This is a genomic window from Vibrio sp. 1CM2L (genome assembly GCF_023161695.1).
In the GTDB taxonomy this organism is placed as follows: Bacteria; Pseudomonadota; Gammaproteobacteria; order Enterobacterales; family Vibrionaceae; genus Vibrio; species Vibrio coralliirubri.
Genome location: NZ_JALNTT010000002.1, coordinates 764,822 through 782,807, shown reverse-complemented (window position 1 = coordinate 782,807; position 17,986 = coordinate 764,822). Strand labels below are relative to the sequence as shown.

Below are 17,986 nucleotides of genomic sequence, written 5' to 3'. Positions count from 1 at the left end.
AGTTTTTGATAGTTCAGTATTGATACTGGCTCATATTTAAATTCTGAGCAAATTTATAAACGAGAAATGGGCCATAAAATATTGATTTTATGGCCCATTTTACATTCTATTATGCGATAAACTAATTGATTGAATGGTCAATTTCGATGTTTAATCTACCGCTTTTTAGGTTTAACTAGTAAAGCAGAGAGTACAGTTGTCGACGGTACTTACTGGCAACTGGGTTACCTTGTCCAAGCGCACTCAAGATGTCCATGAACTCTTTCTTCATGTCACCATCGAGAGCATTAAGATCTTTGGCTAGGAAAGACCATAATAGATCCATAGCTTCTTCACTGCGGTTCACTTGGTGATATTGCAATGCTAATTCAGATGCAGTTTTAGCGTCGCTCGGATTTTGCTGAAGAGCGGCTTCTAATGCTTGTATTTCAGGGCTGTCTGCTGCTTGTTTATGAAGTTCAAGCTTTGCAACTAAGCCTTTGTAGTAGTTGTCTTGGTACTCAAGAGGGATAGTTGCTAGCTGAGTTTCAGCAAGGTCAAATTGTTGCGTTTCTAACAAACACTCTGCGATCGCAAGTTTTACTTCACCTTTATTCGTCAGCTCTGCTGGAAGTTGCTGCATTGCTGCTAGTGCTTGTGTGTGCTCGCCAGCTTGCATTTGCTCAAGCGCTTGGCGTAAAGCAAGTTCATCTTGGCTAGGAAGGTGCTTGCTTAGCATATCGACAATCGCTTCTATGCTTTGAGGGCCACCGAGTCCATCGACTGGCTGACCGTTAACAAACAGTGCAATAGTAGGCAGTGCTTGAACACCAAACTGGCTAGCAATAGCTTGCTCTTGTTCGCAATTGAGCAGGGCTAAGGTGAAGGCACCGTTGTATTGCTGAGTTAAAGTTTGCAGTTCAGGAATGACTTGGGCGCTCTCTTGGCTCATTGGTGCCCAAAAATGGATGAGTACAGGGGTCTGTATCGAACCTTCTAATACTTGACGAAAGTTCTGCTCATTAAGTTCAACAATATGCGGAGATTGCATTTACGTTCCTTGAGGTTTGTTTTGTGGATACGTTGCAAATATGGGGGGATTAGTCGGTAACTTCAAGATCTAACTCGGTTATCTCGGATAAAAAGAACCAAAAATAGAAAAACGCTATGCTTCGATGTTGATAGAGTTGTTATCTCAACATGGAAGGCATAGCGTTATCATCGAGGTAGTCAGTGAGGCGTTGCGTGAGATACTCAAAACAGAATAAACAACGTAATAGCCAGACCCACACCTACCCAATTAAGGCGGTTTAAAGTCATGAGATTTCCAGAGTAGAACCATCAATTGGGAATAATTGATGGGATAGGATAATCATGACATCTTATTGTTACGGAAAAATTACATCGTTACATTAAAGTTTGCGACTCTGCATTCAAAGTTAGTAATTTATGCAGCTTTTCTCAAAATAGGGTCTAGCAAGCGACTCGGTAGGATCCTTTTCAATACCGCGAACACTTTAGTTGGGGTGGTAACTCGGTATCTTAGCTTGGGTTTGTCGGCGGTGAGAGCATGGAATACCGGCTCAATACAACTTTCTGGAGGCAGAACAAAAGCGTTATTCGATGACTCTTTTTCGAGTCGACCTTTTTGTTGTTGGTACGCGTCTTGGTGAGCGCTGCCAGAAATGTTGATCCATTTATTGAACGCTTTCAGGGCATTGGTTCTAAATTGAGTCTCAATTGGCCCAGGTTGCAGTAATGAGATCTGTATACCGCTGCCATGCAGTTCTAATCGTAAGGTATCCGTCCAACCCTCAATCGCGAATTTAGAAGCATTATAAGCGCCACGATACTTCATGGCTGCAAAACCTAATACGGAACTGTTTTGTACGATTCGACCTTCGCCACGCTCGCGCATGTGCGGAAGGATCTGACAGACGAGATGATGCCAACCAAAGAAGTTGGTTTCGAATTGTTCTCTGAGTCCTTGGGTCGGTAAGTCTTCTAGCGCCCCTGCTTGACCGTAAGCACCGTTATTGAATAATCCATACAATCCATTAGGTGCGAGATCAATAGCAAGCTTGGCGCCATGCTCAATACTTTCTTGGTTGGAAAGATCTAATTGAATACAGGTGAGGCCTTCATCTTGAAGGCGTTGAACATCTTGTGGATCACGACAAGATGCAATGACATGAAAACCACGCTTTTGAAGTGCATGAGCACATGTATAGCCAATACCTGTTGAGCAACCGGTAATCAGAATCGACTTGTTCACACTTAATCCTTTATTAGAGTCTCTATCGCTCTAGGGTAAAGAATTAGTCTTGATGTTGTAACAAGTTTTTTAGTGCCGGCTCGATTCTTGAGTAACTAAAGATGAATCCCATCTCAGTGAGTTTCTTCGGCTTGGAGCGAATGCTGTCAAACAGCAAACAAGATGATTCTCCCATGAGAATTGACATTGCCCATTTCGGCGTGAATAAAAAATGCGGTCGGCCTAATTGTTTCGCTAACGTGCTGCTGAACAGTTTGTTGGTCACAGGGTGAGGGGCACACATATTGAATTCCCCTTGAGCGTGAGGGATAGACAACAAGTGATTGATGGCTCTCACCATATCGAGAATGTGAATCCATGGCATGTACTGCTCACCTGAACCTAGTGGACCACCGACGCCGAGTTTATAAGGCAATAGCATCTTCTTGAGTGCGCCGCCATTCTCGCCAAGTACAACCCCTGTTCGCAGTAGTATCACGCGTGTGCTTTCTGATTGTGCTCGCTTGGCTATCTCTTCCCAGTGGGCACAGACTTTATGAGGAAAGCTTTCATCTTCTACTTGCAGTGACTCGTCAAACGGGTGCTGCTGTTGATCGCCATAGTAGCCGACGGCTGAACCGCTAATAAAAGCGTGTGGCGGGTTGCTACTGGCATGAATTAATTCGACCAGCTTTTCAGTGATGTGCCAGCGACTGTTACAGATCCTCTCTTTTTGCTCTGTACTCCAACGCTTATCGGCAATCGGTTCACCCGCGAGGTTGACCACTACATCAAAGTCATTGAGATCACTGAGCTCATCAAGGGATTGAATGTAATGAAGGTTGTTCTGGTTGAGGTGATTTAGGTTTTGCTTCGCATTTTCAGGACTCCGCGTCAGCAGTGTCACGTCGTCAGTGTTCCAACTCTTGACCAATTCAGAGCCAATAAATCCAGTACCACCCGTTAACAATATCTTCATACCAATCTCCCTATTAAACATAATTATAGACATGGCTTGTTTTTAGTCGCCAATCAATACGAAAAAATCACTATAACGATCATAAGGTTTCAATCGTGTGATGCCCAAATTACGCCTTTTTCAATTTACAAAGGAGTGAAATTAAATTCATCAAGTCAGGATGTGTACCGTTATCACACTTATGCACTTTACTCGGATATGTTACCAACTGCGTAATATTTGTCACATAAGCAATGATAAGGATTTGCCATGATTATTATTAATTCATAACCAGCGACAAGGAATTGCGATGACGGCAGTGCTTGCTTTGTTTCGAGCCATGTTAGGTAGCCTGAGGGATCTATTGCCAATCGTGGCGGTAATCGCTTTCTTCCAGCTTGCTGTCTTACAAGAGCCACTTCCTCATCTTTTATCTATTCTAACCGGATTAGTGCTCGTCGTTTTTGGACTCACTTTCTTTATCTTTGGCCTTGAAATGGGGTTGTTTCCAATTGGCGAATCGATGGCTCAAGCATTTGCCAGAAAGGGGAGTGTGTTCTGGTTATTGATCTTCGCTTTTTGTTTGGGTTTTGGTACCACCATAGCCGAGCCAGCGTTAACCGCAGTCGCTGCCGAAGCCGCAGACGTGGCAGCTGAGGGAGGGGTAATCCCCAATACGTTAGATGAAATGGAGCAGTATGCCGATGGCCTGCGCTTTACTGTGGCACTGTCGGTTGGTATCGCTATTTTACTCGGTGTGCTTAGAATCTTAAAAGGTTGGCCAATCCAGTACATGATCATCGGTGGATATATTGGAGTGGTGGTGCTCACTGCATTTGCTCCGGAAAACATCATTGGAATTGCGTATGACTCTGGCGGAGTGACAACATCGACGATCACCGTTCCATTAGTAACTGCGTTAGGGGTGGGTTTAGCCTCGGCAATTAAAGGGCGTAATCCGATGATAGATGGTTTTGGGTTGATCGCGTTTGCTTCGTTGCTGCCAATGATGTTTGTCATGGTGTACGGGATGGTGGTGACATGATCAGTGCTCAACAATTTATCGACACCTTTCTCGGCACTGTGATGGATGTGATCCCGATTGCGGTCATCATCTTTGGTTTTCAGTTGGCGGTATTGCGTAAGCCCGTCAATAACCTAGCCAAAGTGCTCATTGGTTTCTTTTACGTCATCCTAGGTTTATCTCTATTTTTGATGGGGTTGGAGCTCGCGTTGTTTCCTTTGGGGGAGACGATGGCAATGCAACTTACTGAACCAAGCTTTTTGACTGAGTTTAAGATCAGTTCTGGTCTTGCTTTAGTTTGGTTTGATTATTACTGGGTCTATCTTTTCGCGTTTTGTATTGGTTTCAGCACCACGATAGCCGAGCCTTCTTTGATCGCAGTGGCGATTAAGGCAAATCAAGTTTCCGGTGGCAGTATCAGCGTCAATGGGCTGAGGATCGCCGTGGCATTGGGGGTTGCTATCGGTATCTCACTGGGTAGCTACCGTATCGTTGCGGGTGACCCGATCCATTACTACATCATTTTTGGTTATGTCGTCGTGGTCATTCAAACCTTTTACGCCCCAAAACTCATAATTCCATTGGCCTACGATTCGGGTGGCGTCACTACATCAACGGTGACAGTCCCTTTAGTGACGGCGCTCGGGCTTGGACTCGCTTCTACTGTACCAGGAAGAAATCCTGTTATTGATGGCTTTGGGTTGATCGCCTTTGCCAGCTTATTTCCCATTATTTCGGTGATGGGTTATGCCCAAATAACACAATGGTTAAACCGTTTACACACCTCTAAGGAGAGCAAAGATGCGCTTTAAACTTATCTTAGCGTTTGTAGAAGAGAGCAAGACCGATACTGTGCTCGATGCCGCGCGTGATGCGGGCGCGACTGGAGCAACGGTGATTAATAACGCCAGAGGGCAAGGCTTAAACCAAAAAACCACCTTCTTCGGCTTAACGTTAGAGGTGCAAAAAGATGTGTTGCTGTTTGTGGTTGAGGAACACTTAGCGAGGCATATTCTTGAAACTATTGGCGAAGTCGGTGAGTTTGACCAGGAGTCAGGACAAGGTATAGCGGTGCAGATCGATATCGAAGACGCAGTCGGGGTTGCGCATCAAGTCGAGACATTAACTAAGGTTGTGGAGGATGAGTTATGAGTACCAGTGAAAAAATCCGAGTAGGTGATGTCATGGCCAATACGTACGTGATTATCGATGGGCTAACCACTGTGTTAGAAGCGATAGAGATGGCGAAGAAGCACAAAGTGAAAGCCATCATTGTCGATAAGCGCCACGAAGATGATGAATACGGCATCGTATTGATGAATGACATTGCCAAGAAAGTACTGGCTAAGAACCGATCTCCGAAGCGAACTAATGTTTATGAGATCATGACCAAGCCAGCGCTAAGCGTGTCTGCAGAGATGAACGTAAAGTATTGCGCTCGCCTGTTTGAACGCTTTGGTATCAGCCGTGCGCCAGTAGTTCGTGATAACAAGATAGTCGGTATGGTTAGTTACAATAATATCGTGATCAACGGTATGGCGAGAGATGACGTGTAGCATTTAGATACGTACAATAGGCTCATAAATTTTATGGAGAAGTACGTGTGAAATTATTTTTTGCTTCAGACCTACACGGTTCGCTGCCAGCAACAGAAAAGGTATTAGAACTCTACCAAGCGTCTGGTGCGCAATATTTAGTTCTATTGGGTGATATTCTGAATCATGGACCAAGAAATCCGATCCCAGAAGGATACAACCCGCCGGCGGTTGCAGATAAGTTGAATGCGTTTTCTCAAGAGATCATTGCCGTTCGTGGCAACTGCGATAGCGAAGTGGATCAGATGTTGTTGTCTTTTCCAATGATGATGGATTACTCGTGGGTGCTATTAGAATCAGGTCAACGTATCTTCCTAACGCATGGCCATTTGTACAACATCAATAAACGCCCTGCGCTGAAGGCGGGCGATATCATTGCACACGGTCATACCCATATTCCTGTCGCCGAATACCAAGATGACATCTTTATCTTTAATCCTAGCTCGGTGACATTCCCACGAGAGGGACACGCGGCGAGCTATGGCATCTATGAAAACAATACCTTCAAAGTCATTAGCCTTGAAGGTGATGTTCTCGTGAGTGGCCAGCGTTAAATCATTGGATCGGCTGTGAAAGGCTTATTTTGAGTCTACGTGGCCGAGATCTCTGTCTGGAGCAATGATGTTTCGCACTCTTTGCTTCAGAACTTTAGCTTCTGGAAAACCGTCATCTGCTTTTCTTTCCCAAATCTGCACACCATTACAAAAGATTTCGAACCTGCCTCCGGTGTCTGGGTGTAAGCTCACTCGTTCAATTTCTTCGCTGAAGGTATGCAGTAGCTCTTGGCATAACCAACTAGAGCGAAGCATCCAATTACATTGACGGCAATAGTGTATGGCGATTGTGGCTTTTGCTGCTGTTTCTTTCGCTGGCGCCAGATTTGGTTGTTCCGTCTTCATGGTTAATCCTTTTAAATTCTATATCAGTAGTTTAATGCCAACGGCAAACGTCAATATTTCAAAAGCGGTTTTGACGAGCTGATTGCTTGAACGGTTGGCTAGATAGGCCCCTAAACTGCCACCTAAAAATGAACTTGCCAACAATATTGGTAGCCATAACCAGTAGATGGGGGCTCCCGCTTGAACGATGGCGAACCCACCAATACCATTCCAGAACAAACCCACGCATATCATGGTGAGTGCAACAGCCTGTTTGTATGTGAAGCCAAACCACCGAACGAGAAACAAGGTCACCAATAGCCCTGAACCTGCGGTCAGTGAGCCGTTAATAACACCGATCAGCGCCAGACCAAAGCCACCTACGATCCACCCTCTGGTGTTGCGATTTTTCAGGTGTTCCTCTTGGCCTAGTTGTTTCTTGAGTCGAGAGTAGACACCTAGCGCCAAGATCATTGCCCCAAGCAGTTTCTGAGCAATATTGTCGGGAATCAGTAGCACAATATTCGCGCCAATGACCACGCCGATGCTGCCGACAACAATCAAGTAGCAGCAAAGCTTCCAATTCAGAGTACCGCCTTTAATGTGGGTATACGCGGCGCCCAAACCTAATGCGACACTGGCGACTTTGTGAGTGGCTAAAGCGACGGAAAAGGGGAGGCCAAGAAATATAAGCAGTGGGAATTGCAGGAGTCCTGCTCCGCCACCCGATAAGGAGGCTAAGGTATTGGCGATTAAAGAGCCAAAGAACAGAGCTAGTGAGTTTATCCAATCCATAGAGTCTTCATTTGTTAGCTTCAGATAACAAAAAGGGGCTTCATGCCCCTTTTTCTATTGGTTTAGCCTTTCATGGTATTCAGCTATTCATAAACAGTAAATAGCGATCCAATCTTAGTTTGAAAACAATACGGTAGAACCATGATTTAAGCTAGTCAGTAGCAGTGCCTTCGGGTTAACAATGTCTATGCGGCGGCTTTGCTCTGCGTCCATCTTAATGACTTGAGTGATAAGCTCTAGTTGCTCTTCTGAAAAGTCTTGGCGCTGAGCCGAAGTCACATCTTTAAACTCCGTTGGCGAAACCAGTAAGTAGTTGTCGTTAATATCCCACTGACCCGTTTCAGAGATGTTGATGACATTCGCGGGTTCAGTTTGATTACCGTAAAGTCTCACCACTGACATTCTTAAATATGTACCATTTGGTAGGTATTTCGCATTCGATGATAGTTCAACTCTACGAAGCGGGCCGATTGAGTCAGCTTGCTTGTTATCGCTAATCAGCGTCACCATTTTCGACTGCCACTCATGCTGAGTGAGCAAGCGCTCTACTTTTGCATCGCTGCCCCAATATAACCAACCACTCAAGAATGCCGATAGAACCAGTAAAATAATCGATACTTTTAATTTCATGTTACTGACCACCGTTACAAATGTCGTTTAGATCCGACTGATTTGCGTAAATTCTTAGAGTTACATTTTCGCTCGAGTAATCTTGCGGGTGAATGTAGTTGAGGGCTAGGTTATTGGTTTGTCCACCTGTTGCGATTACTTCAGTCGGCTTTAGCATGCCAGTGTGATTCGTGTTGTAACGTAATACACACTTTTCTATCGCTGGCAGCCAACTGCTGAGGTCTGGGTGGTTAACCGGTGATTGAACCTTTACACCATCCACTTCAGTCAAAGTTTTGAACTCAGACTCTGCCGGGTTAGTAAACGTTAAAACGAGAATCGGCATGATGAAAGCGGCAAGCAGCAACCAAAATGTTAGCCATTTATTGGTGCTTTTAGTCGGAGCTACAACAGGAGCGGTTGTTGGTTCTACTTCTACCTTATTCTCTTGAACTTTTGCAATTGGCTCTGGTTCAACCGTTTCATTGATCGCTTCTTCAGTCGCTGCAGGCGTTGCAAACGTTAGGATAGGCTCTACGTCATTTTCTGCAATTTCAGCGGCTACTGGCTGATCATTTGATGATAGTGGGGCAGAGCGCTCAACGGTCGCAATAAATTGGTAACCGCGCTTAGGTACTGTCTTTACGAATTCAGGAGATTTAGTCGAGTCTTTGAGCATTTTTCTCAGCGTCGATACGGCTTGCGTCAAGCTTGAGTCATCCACCTCAAAACCTTGGTCTCGCCAAACATACTCGTGCAACTCATTGCGAGTGATAACTTCATTGGGTCTTTCTGACAGCATCAGGAGAATGCGGCTTTCATTGCTACCAAGACGTACGACTTCACCGTCGCTCATTTGATCAACAAGTGAATTGCTGTTTGGGTCGAATACGAACCGCTGTGCGAGAATAAACTTTGTGCCGATATTGCTCATTGAATTCTTCTATTTTGGGTTGTTTTGGGTGCGAAATAGACAAATCTCAGGTGAAGTTCCGTTAATTCTTCACCAAATCATGGCTTCTTTTATGTTCTTTTATATTTATCAGGCTCAAGGATAATAAAAACAGATCAAAAAAACAGTGTTTTTATGATTTTTGACCTTGAATTTACATTTGTCATCCTCATGTTAATGAACAGAAGAGTGGCATCAAGTGTTACGCCCCTATGATTATTCAACATAAAGTATAGATGTTTTGGAGTAAAAATGAGCGAAACGGCAACGCAAAATAAAGAGACTCGTGGCTTTCAATCTGAAGTAAAACAACTACTTCATCTAATGATTCACTCACTGTATTCAAATAAAGAAATCTTTCTACGTGAGCTGATCTCTAACGCATCTGACGCGGCTGATAAGCTTCGTTTTCAAGCTCTATCGAACGGTGACCTTTACCAAGGTGATGCAGATCTAGGTGTAAAACTTTCATTCAACGCGGAAGCAAACACGTTAACCATTTCTGATAACGGTATCGGTATGAGCCGTGACAACGTTATTGAGCATTTAGGTACGATTGCTAAGTCAGGCACTGCAGACTTTTTCTCAAAGCTGTCTGAAGACCAAAGCAAAGATTCTCAACTGATTGGTCAATTTGGTGTGGGTTTCTATTCTGCATTCATCGTTGCAGACGCGGTAACGGTTCGCACACGTGCAGCTGGCCTGCCGAACAATGAAGCTGTTCAGTGGCACTCTGCAGGTGAAGGCGATTACACAATCGAAGACATCACTAAAGAGTCTCGTGGTACTGACATCATTCTTCATATGCGTGAAGACGGTAAAGAGTTCTTAAATGAGTGGCGTCTGCGTGAAGTGATTGGTAAATATTCTGACCACATCGGCATTCCTGTTTCTATCTTCACAGCAGTGAAAGATGACGAAGGTAAAGACACCGAAGAGAAGCATTGGGAACAGATCAACAAGGCGCAAGCACTTTGGACTCGTAACAAGTCTGATATCGAGAAAGAAGAGTACCAAGAGTTTTACAAACACGTATCTCACGACTTTGCTGATCCACTAACCTGGAGCCACAACAAGGTTGAAGGTAAGAACGATTACACAAGCCTGCTTTACATCCCAGCGAAAGCACCTTGGGACATGATGAACCGTGACCACAAGAGTGGCTTAAAACTTTACGTGCAGCGTGTATTCATCATGGATGACGCAGAGCAGTTTATGCCATCTTACATGCGTTTCGTTCGTGGCTTGATTGACTCAAACGATCTGCCATTGAACGTGTCTCGTGAAATCCTGCAAGACAACAAGGTAACTCAGTCTCTTCGTGGCGCATGTACCAAGCGTGTACTGACTATGCTTGAGCGCATGGCAAAGAATGACAATGACAAGTACCTAGAGTTTTGGAAAGAGTTCGGCCTAGTATTGAAAGAAGGCCCAGCTGAAGACATGGCGAACAAAGAGAAGATCGCTGGTCTACTTCGTTTCTCGTCAACGGAAGTGGATTCTGCTGAACAAACCATCAGCCTAGAATCTTACGTTGAGCGCATGAAAGAAGGCCAAGATAAGATTTACTACCTGACAGCAGATAGCTACGCTGCCGCTAAGAACAGCCCACACTTGGAGCAGTTCAAAGCTAAAGGTATTGAAGTGGTTTTAATGTACGATCGTATTGATGAGTACGTAATGAACTACCTGACTGACTTCGACGGTAAACAGTTCCAATCGATCACTAAAGCGGGCTTAGATCTAAGCAAGTTTGAAGGTGAAGAAGAGAAAGAGAAGCAGAAAGAGACTGAAGAAGAGTTCAAATCTGTTGTAGAGCGTACCCAATCTTACTTAGGTGGTCGTGTTAAAGAAGTTCGTACGACCTTTAAGCTAGCAACAACACCGGCTGTTGTTGTGACTGACGACTTCGAAATGGGCACGCAAATGGCGAAGCTTCTTGAAGCTGCGGGTCAAGCGGCGCCGGAAGTGAAGTACATCTTCGAGATTAACCCTGAGCACGCACTTGTGAAACAGATGGCTGATGAAGCTGATGAGCAAGCGTTCGGCCGTTGGGTTGAGTTACTCCTTGGCCAGGCTATGCTGGCTGAAAAAGGCTCAATGGAAGATCCGTCACAATTCTTGGGTGCAATCAACGAGCTACTAACAAAGCGTTAGTCTTTCGACTTTAGGTTAAGCCAACAATTGTAATAAAAAGCTCGCAAATGCGGGCTTTTTTTATGAACGTCGTTGAAAAATGACCTAACGTGGTCAACGTCACCGTTATCGTCACAACAAATGTTGTCGATGCATTCTTTAGTCGTAAATTCAGCCAAATTGAATATTAATGTGATAGAATGCTCGACCTAATCAGCTGGGGTTAGGAAGCGACTATCTCCAGTTGTATGATTTTTAAACGTTATACCGAAACTTACCGTTTTGCTTCTGTTCACAGTTTTGCTTAGCCTCAATGGTTACTTAACGCTTTCTGTTCATCCTAAAAATGAGCAAGAATGGAGGGATAGTGAGCTTCGGTATAAATCATAATTTTATAAGAGGATTAAACATGCGCATCATTCTTCTAGGTGCTCCTGGCGCGGGTAAAGGTACTCAAGCTAACTTCATCATGAACAAATTTGGTATCCCTCAAATTTCAACTGGTGACATGCTACGTGCTGCTATCAAAGCGGGTACTGAGCTTGGTAAGCAAGCAAAATCAGTAATCGACGCTGGTCAGCTAGTTTCTGATGAAATTATCCTTGGTCTTATCAAAGAGCGTATCGCTCAAGATGACTGTGAGAAAGGTTTCCTACTAGACGGTTTCCCACGCACAATCCCACAAGCTGATGGCCTAAAAGAAATGGGCATCGCTGTTGATTACGTTGTTGAATTCGACGTAGCTGACGATGTGATTGTTGAGCGTATGGCTGGTCGTCGTGCTCACCTTCCTTCTGGTCGTACATACCACAATGTGTACAACCCACCTAAAGAAGAAGGTAAAGATGACGTAACTGGTGAAGACCTAGTGGTACGTGATGACGACAAAGAAGAAACAGTTCGTGCACGTCTAGGTGTATACCACGATCAAACAGCTCCGCTAATCTCTTACTACGGTAAAGAAGCAGAAACAGGTAACACTCAGTACCTTAAGTTTGACGGTACTAAGCAAGTTGCTGAAGTTAGTGCAGAACTTGAGAAAGCACTAGCATAATTGGCTAACAGCCAGTTTTAGAATTTGATATATTGGAAGCGACCTTAAGGGTCGCTTTTTTTGTTTCAATTTTTAGTACGATACCAATCTAGATAATTTGATTGCACATGATTCAGAACGGTTCAGACCCGATGGCAGTGGCTAGCAATTGAGAGTGGATGTTGTGTATCTCATATGAAGAATGATTATTCAGACTTTCATTGAGGCGCAATGATCTTAAACTTATGCAGATTAGTATATTACTTTCCAGAAAATCACATATTGGTCTCAGGTATCTATGGAAAATAATAAAAAGCAGGGCGTTTTACTGGTGAACTTAGGAACACCAGATTCGGCGACCCCCGCTGGCGTTCGTCGATTTTTGAGTGAATTCTTACACGACAAGCGAGTTGTAAACCTAACGCGTTGGCTTTGGTGTCCTATCTTGCATGGGGTGATTTTACCGATTCGCTCGCCTAAAGTTGCTAAGCTGTATCAGTCTGTCTGGATGGATGAGGGCTCACCACTGCTTGTGTACTCTCAAAGACAAGCGGAAAAGCTCCAGAAGAAGCTAGAGATGCCTGTTACACTGGGTATGACCTATGGCAACCCAAGCTTAAAGACTGGTGTTGAGCAACTGATGGAGCAGGGCGTTGAGGACATCATTGTACTGCCTTTATATCCGCAGTACTCTGGCACAACCACAGCGGCGGTTTCTGATGGTTTAACCAAAGCCTTTAAGCAGATGCCAGTTATCCCGAGCTATCGCTTTATTCGCGACTACTACGCGCACCCAAGCTATGCAAAAGCATTAGCTGAAAGCGTTCGCAGCCATTGGGATAAAAATGGCAGAGCCGATCATTTAGTGTGTTCTTTCCACGGTATTCCGAAGCGACTGGCTGATGAAGGCGATATCTACCCTCAGCATTGTGAAGCGACAACAAAACTGCTTGCGGCAGAGCTAGGTTTATCAGCGGACGATATCACCATGACATACCAATCGCGATTTGGTCGAGAAGAGTGGTTGAAGCCATACACTGACGAGACACTTGAATCACTGCCGAGTAAAGGCATCAAGAAGATCGACATCATGGCACCTGCGTTTTCGGTTGACTGTTTGGAAACGCTGGAAGAGATTTCAGACCAGTGTAAAGAGACGTTCATTGATGCTGGTGGTTCAGACTTTAGCTACATTATGTGTCTGAACGACAGAGACTCGCACATCGATATGATGGCTGAGTTAGTGGCGCTGTATCGCTAACAGATGCTGAACCTTGATTACGGCTTATCGTTAATCGCCGTAAGGTGCATAATACAAATAACAAAAGGGCTGCTCATTGAGCAGCCCTTTTTGATCAGGTCATTTCGTATTGAAAAAGCTGGAGAGTTTAAGCCGCAGATGTCTCTGTTGCTTGCTTAGCTTTTGGCTCTGCTTCAAGCGTCATGTTGGTTTCTACGCCATGCATCCATGACACAAGCTTACCAGCACAAAGCAGCAGTAATATGCCACTCACCGTTGCTGTGATAGCAATACCACTGAAGATAGACATAGCACCAAGCTCACCAACGTGAGAACCAACCAGGCCTGCCACGTAGTTTGCCACCGCATTGAAGCCAAACCATGCACCCATCATCAATGATGCTAGGCGAAGCGGAGCTAACTTAGTGACCAACGACAGGCCAATAGGCGATAGACAAAGCTCACCAAGGGTATGGAAGAAGAAAGCACCGACTAGCCATAGCATTGATGTTTTCACTGTTAGGTCGCCGCCTTGCTCCATTACCGCGCCCATCATGCACACAAAGCCCAGTGCTAAGAAGAACAATGCCATTGCAAATTTTACAGGAGAGTTGGGTTCACGCTTACCCAGTTTCACCCAGAACGCAGCAATGATTGGAGCAAGTGTAATGATGAAGAATGGGTTCAAAGATTGGAACCACGCAGCAGGAACTTCAAAGCCACCAATCATACGGTCAGTATATTGTTGAGTGTAGATGTTCATTAGGCCGCCAGCTTGTTCAAAGCCCGCCCAGAAAACAATCACGAACAGACCCATGATAAGAATCACTTTTAGTCTGTCGAACTCTTCTTTGGTCAGTGGCGCTTTTTCTTTAGATTTGTTCAGTGCTTTCGCTCGTGCAGCTGCAGGCACAGAACCGATGTTGCCTAACCAAGACTGAGCCATTGTCATTTGCATGATTAAGCTAATAACCATACCAATACCAGCGGCTAGGAAACCTGCTTTCCAACCGAATGAATCGACAGCAGCGCCTGAAATTAAGCCACCAAGCAGCGCACCTAAGTTGATGCCCATGTAGAAAATGGTGAAAGCACCGTCACGGCGGTTATCGCCTTCTTGGTACAGGTCGCCAACCATGGTTGAGATGTTCGGTTTAAACATACCGTTACCACTGATTAGCAGTGCTAAACCAAGGTACAGCGCGTTCACTTGGTCTAAACCGATGAAGCCGTTAGGTAGAGCCAGTGTAAATTGGCCAAGAGCCATTAATACACCGCCAATCAGAATTGATTTACGCTGACCTAGGTAGTTATCGGCAATCCAGCCACCAATTAATGGTGTGATGTAGACTAAACCGGTGTAAATACCGTAGAGATCGAGTGCGTCTTTTGTTGACCAACCCAGTCCACCGTTGAGGGTAGTGTCAGTCAAAAATAAGACAAGGATGGCACGCATCGCATAGTAAGAGAAACGTTCCCATAGCTCTGTGCTAAAAAGTAGAAATAGGCCTCTAGGGTGGCCAAAGATGTTGTGGTTGCTTGGCATAAGTTTTACTAATTTTAGGTATTAAAAGATTTTATAGTCATTCATGTATACACAGTGGGATAAAAGTCTGCAATAGGCGTATTTTATGGTCACGATAACTCGGTTTGACTAAAGTGTTGATATTAATGACTTTTACTTTTAATGTTGCCCATTTTAAGTGTGCTGCAAACTAATTTTCCAGATTTGAGCTGGTTGGTTAATAACCTTCTTTAAAGCCATGTTGAATAAAGATGCTTAGATGTATTACTCTGGTGTATCGTTTTGAATTTAAATGGAATGACATGCTTATTAATTGGGGCGTACATATGCTTACAACAATGAGCCTTTTGATCTCTAAATGATCCCTGTACAATGCTTAACCACTTTCGACACCTATAACTTTTTGTTGATAAATTGGTCTGCTACGCATTATTTTTCGTTAGCAACGATTCATTTTATTAATGGCGATTCAACCGTTTTAGGCATGTGGTAAAATATCTAAAAATATAAAATGGCTAGTTAAATGAAACGTTGGTATTTGCTTTACTGTAAGCGTGGTGATCAAAAACGCGCTCAGCAGCACTTAGAGAATCAGGGGGTAGAGTGCTTTTACCCTCAAATAGAAGTCAAAAAGGTGGTGAGAGGGAAAGAAAAGCAGGTCAAAGAACCGTTGTTTCCGTCTTACATCTTTGTTCGCTTTGACTATGAGCAAGGCCCTAGTTTCACGACCGTTCGTTCAACGCGTGGTGTTGTGGACTTTATTAAGTTCGGTGCGAGGCCGCACGAGGTCCAAGGAGACTTGGTGTTTGAACTTAAAGAGTTTGAGAAGTGCTGCAGTAACGAAGTGGAAGATTGTTGTGTTGAATTTGAATCTGGACAGGTAGTTAAGATTCAGAGTGGCCAGTTTGCTGGGGTTGAAGCTATTTTCGACCAGAAAGACGGTGAGGCTCGATCGATTATGCTGGTGAAAATGATTAGCCAAGTCGTTCCAATCAGTATTGAGAACGAAGCATTACAAGCTCGCGCATAACTGCAGTAATAAAAAATAGGCTTAAAACAAAAGGCGCATAATGCGCCTTTTTTAGTCTTTAGGGTTTGTTCAAAACGCTCTAAGCGTTGTAAGCATCGTTGTGAACGGCTTGTACTGCACGGCCTGATGGGTCGACACAGTTTTTGAATGACTCATCCCACTCAATCGCTTTCGCTGATGAACAAGCAACTGAAGGACCACCAGGAACACATTCTGCCGCTGATTCTAGAGGGAATAGCTCCTCAAAGATTTCACGATAAGCATAACCTTCTTTGGTTGTTGGCGTGTTGTAAGGGAAACGGAACTTAGCAGCTTCCATTTGTTGATCCGTTACTTTTGCTTCAGCCGTTGCTTTCAATGTATCAATCCAATCGTAGCCAACACCATCAGAGAACTGCTCTTTTTGACGCCATGCGATTGAATCTGGTAGGTAGTCTTCAAAACACTCACGCAGGATGTGCTTCTCCATCTTACCGTTACCACACATCTTATCTTCAGGGTTCAGACGCATTGCGACATCGATGAACTCTTTATCCAAGAATGGTACACGGCCTTCAACACCCCATGCCGCTAGCGATTTGTTTGCACGAGCACAGTCGAACATGCTTAGAGCAAGCAGTTTACGTACTGTCTCTTCGTGGAACTCTTTCGCGTTTGGCGCTTTGTGGAAATACAGGTAACCACCAAAGATCTCATCAGCACCTTCGCCAGACAGTACCATTTTGATGCCCATTGCTTTGATCTTACGAGCAAGCAAGTACATTGGCGTTGATGCACGAATCGTCGTTACATCGTAAGTCTCGATGTGGTAGATAACATCACGGATGGCATCTAAGCCTTCCTGGATGGTGTAAGTCATCTCGTGGTGTACAGTACCGATCTTGTCCGCAACTTCACGAGCAGCGATAAGATCTGGTGCGCCTTCAAGGCCAACAGCGAATGAGTGCAGTTGTGGCCACCAAGCTTCAGATTGCTCATCATCTTCGATACGCATTGCAGCAAAGCGTTTTGCGACGGCTGAAGTAATTGATGAATCAAGGCCACCAGATAGAAGTACACCGTAAGGAACGTCAGTCATTAGTTGACGTTTAACCGCTGCTTCTAGCGCTTCAGTCAGTTCTTCTTTGCTTGTGCTGTTGCCTTGTACCGCAGCGTACTCGTTCCAATCGCGGATGTAGTAGCGTTGAGGTTCAGCATCTTTCGAAGAGTAGAAGCTACCAGGAGGAAATTCACTGATCGTCTTACAAACTTCAACCAATGCTTTCATCTCTGAAGCCACGTAGTAGTTACCGTGCTCATCGTAACCTTGGTAAAGCGGGATAATACCAATATGGTCGCGGCCCACTAGGTACTCGTCTTTCTCTTCGTCGTATAAAACGAAGGCGAAAATACCGTTAAGCTCTTCTAGAAGGTCTGCACCCATCTCTTGGTATAGCGCTAGGATAACTTCACAGTCAGAATCAGTCTGGAACTGGTACTTATCTTCATAGCGTGCGCGAAGTTCTTTGTGGTTATAAATTTCACCGTTTACTGCAAGAATGTGCTTTTTGTCTTGGCTGTATAGTGGTTGAGCACCACTGTTCAAGCCAACAATAGCAAGACGTTCATGAGCAAGGATTGCTTTTTCACCCGCATAGATACCAGACCAGTCTGGACCACGGTGACGAAGCTTCTTAGACATTTCTAAAGCAATAGGGCGAAGTGCTGCGGCATCACTTTTAATGTCGAGAATGCCAAATACTGAACACATAGAACTTCCTTTTAAATAATTTCCAAATCAACTGCATTCAATTTGCCATTCTGGCTAAAAAAAGCAACCGGATGTGAGCAAAAAAATAATATAAAGGGTGTTCTGTTAGAAATTATCTAATTTTTACGTGCTTTTGGTGTGTGATGTTTAATTGCGGTTGATTTTTTAAACAAAAACCTCTCAAAAGTGCGAAAAATAGGCAATTTTGAGAGGTTTAGTTGAACACCG

18 protein-coding genes are annotated in these 17,986 nt (G+C 44.3%); 9 read left to right on the top strand and 9 right to left on the bottom strand.

The features are described from left to right. Positions 1 to 175 precede the first annotated feature (175 nt). The 3 genes from MSG34_RS08545 to MSG34_RS08535 form a co-directional block, all read right to left on the bottom strand. Positions 176 to 1,030, bottom strand: coding sequence for a co-chaperone YbbN (locus MSG34_RS08545; protein ID WP_172379888.1), 855 nt, complete (start codon positions 1,028 to 1,030; stop codon positions 176 to 178). A gap of 396 nt (positions 1,031 to 1,426) precedes the next feature. Beyond that, the gene (locus MSG34_RS08540) at positions 1,427 to 2,254 is read right to left on the bottom strand and encodes an SDR family oxidoreductase (protein WP_248337024.1); all 828 of its coding nucleotides are present in this window, start codon (positions 2,252 to 2,254) and stop codon (positions 1,427 to 1,429) included. 43 nt (positions 2,255 to 2,297) lie between these two features. After that, complete coding sequence (locus tag MSG34_RS08535) at positions 2,298 to 3,212, bottom strand: TIGR01777 family oxidoreductase (RefSeq protein WP_048606498.1); 915 nt, start codon at positions 3,210 to 3,212, stop codon at positions 2,298 to 2,300. Between the two features lie 289 nt (positions 3,213 to 3,501). Here MSG34_RS08535 and MSG34_RS08530 point away from each other — a divergent pair, with 289 nt between their 5' ends. The 5 genes from MSG34_RS08530 to yfcE are packed head-to-tail and all read left to right on the top strand — an operon-like array spanning position 3,502 to position 6,364. Next, positions 3,502 to 4,236: a DUF1538 domain-containing protein gene (locus MSG34_RS08530; protein WP_248337023.1), complete on the top strand. Its 735-nt coding sequence runs from the start codon at positions 3,502 to 3,504 to the stop codon at positions 4,234 to 4,236. Then, a complete protein-coding gene (locus tag MSG34_RS08525) occupies positions 4,233 to 5,027 on the top strand; it encodes a DUF1538 domain-containing protein (RefSeq protein WP_050633837.1) in 795 nt (264 codons plus the stop codon). The genes MSG34_RS08530 and MSG34_RS08525 overlap by 4 nt, the downstream gene beginning before the upstream one ends. Continuing rightward, positions 5,017 to 5,367 carry a P-II family nitrogen regulator gene (locus MSG34_RS08520; protein WP_017062207.1) on the top strand — a complete coding sequence of 117 codons (351 nt, stop codon included), beginning with the start codon at positions 5,017 to 5,019 and terminating at the stop codon, positions 5,365 to 5,367. The genes MSG34_RS08525 and MSG34_RS08520 overlap by 11 nt, the downstream gene beginning before the upstream one ends. Further along, on the top strand, positions 5,364 to 5,771 hold the full coding sequence (locus MSG34_RS08515; RefSeq protein ID WP_017062206.1) for a CBS domain-containing protein: 408 nt from the start codon (positions 5,364 to 5,366) through the stop codon (positions 5,769 to 5,771). The genes MSG34_RS08520 and MSG34_RS08515 overlap by 4 nt, the downstream gene beginning before the upstream one ends. A 47-nt stretch (positions 5,772 to 5,818) precedes the next feature. Then, positions 5,819 to 6,364 carry a phosphodiesterase gene (gene yfcE, locus MSG34_RS08510; protein WP_248337021.1) on the top strand — a complete coding sequence of 182 codons (546 nt, stop codon included), beginning with the start codon at positions 5,819 to 5,821 and terminating at the stop codon, positions 6,362 to 6,364. Positions 6,365 to 6,388: 24 nt separating this feature from the next. Here the strand turns inward: yfcE and MSG34_RS08505 are convergent, their stop codons facing one another. The 4 genes from MSG34_RS08505 to MSG34_RS08490 all read right to left on the bottom strand — a co-directional run bounded on the left by MSG34_RS08505 (position 6,389) and on the right by MSG34_RS08490 (position 9,026). After that, on the bottom strand, positions 6,389 to 6,709 hold the full coding sequence (locus MSG34_RS08505) for a SelT/SelW/SelH family protein (RefSeq protein WP_193840180.1): 321 nt from the start codon (positions 6,707 to 6,709) through the stop codon (positions 6,389 to 6,391). Positions 6,710 to 6,727: 18 nt separating this feature from the next. Then, entirely contained in the window at positions 6,728 to 7,483 is a 756-nt protein-coding gene (locus MSG34_RS08500) for a sulfite exporter TauE/SafE family protein (RefSeq protein WP_248337019.1), read from the bottom strand. 114 nt (positions 7,484 to 7,597) lie between these two features. Then, positions 7,598 to 8,113 (bottom strand): regulatory protein ToxS, encoded by a 516-nt coding sequence (locus MSG34_RS08495; protein ID WP_017066005.1) that lies wholly within the window; start codon positions 8,111 to 8,113, stop codon positions 7,598 to 7,600. A 1-nt stretch (position 8,114) separates the two neighbouring features. Continuing rightward, positions 8,115 to 9,026: a transcriptional regulator gene (locus MSG34_RS08490; RefSeq protein WP_248337017.1), complete on the bottom strand. Its 912-nt coding sequence runs from the start codon at positions 9,024 to 9,026 to the stop codon at positions 8,115 to 8,117. A gap of 270 nt (positions 9,027 to 9,296) precedes the next feature. Between MSG34_RS08490 and htpG the strand changes: the two genes are divergently transcribed. The 3 genes from htpG to hemH all read left to right on the top strand — a co-directional run bounded on the left by htpG (position 9,297) and on the right by hemH (position 13,474). Beyond that, complete coding sequence (htpG, locus tag MSG34_RS08485; RefSeq protein WP_048612176.1) at positions 9,297 to 11,201, top strand: molecular chaperone HtpG; 1,905 nt, start codon at positions 9,297 to 9,299, stop codon at positions 11,199 to 11,201. A gap of 388 nt (positions 11,202 to 11,589) precedes the next feature. After that, positions 11,590 to 12,234: an adenylate kinase gene (gene adk, locus MSG34_RS08480; protein ID WP_048617835.1), complete on the top strand. Its 645-nt coding sequence runs from the start codon at positions 11,590 to 11,592 to the stop codon at positions 12,232 to 12,234. A gap of 277 nt (positions 12,235 to 12,511) precedes the next feature. After that, the gene (gene hemH, locus MSG34_RS08475; RefSeq protein WP_248337015.1) at positions 12,512 to 13,474 is read left to right on the top strand and encodes a ferrochelatase; all 963 of its coding nucleotides are present in this window, start codon (positions 12,512 to 12,514) and stop codon (positions 13,472 to 13,474) included. 127 nt (positions 13,475 to 13,601) lie between these two features. On the opposite strand, the gene MSG34_RS08470 is transcribed toward hemH, so the two are convergent. Next, positions 13,602 to 14,999, bottom strand: a complete 1,398-nt coding sequence (locus MSG34_RS08470; RefSeq protein WP_050620945.1) for a peptide MFS transporter — start codon at positions 14,997 to 14,999, stop codon at positions 13,602 to 13,604. 502 nt (positions 15,000 to 15,501) lie between these two features. Here MSG34_RS08470 and rfaH point away from each other — a divergent pair. Continuing rightward, positions 15,502 to 16,008: a transcription/translation regulatory transformer protein RfaH gene (gene rfaH / locus MSG34_RS08465; RefSeq protein ID WP_048612174.1), complete on the top strand. Its 507-nt coding sequence runs from the start codon at positions 15,502 to 15,504 to the stop codon at positions 16,006 to 16,008. Between the two features lie 79 nt (positions 16,009 to 16,087). Here the strand turns inward: rfaH and asnB are convergent, their stop codons facing one another. Beyond that, positions 16,088 to 17,758 carry an asparagine synthase B gene (gene asnB / locus MSG34_RS08460; protein ID WP_017062196.1) on the bottom strand — a complete coding sequence of 557 codons (1,671 nt, stop codon included), beginning with the start codon at positions 17,756 to 17,758 and terminating at the stop codon, positions 16,088 to 16,090. Between the last annotated feature and the right edge of the window lie 228 nt (positions 17,759 to 17,986).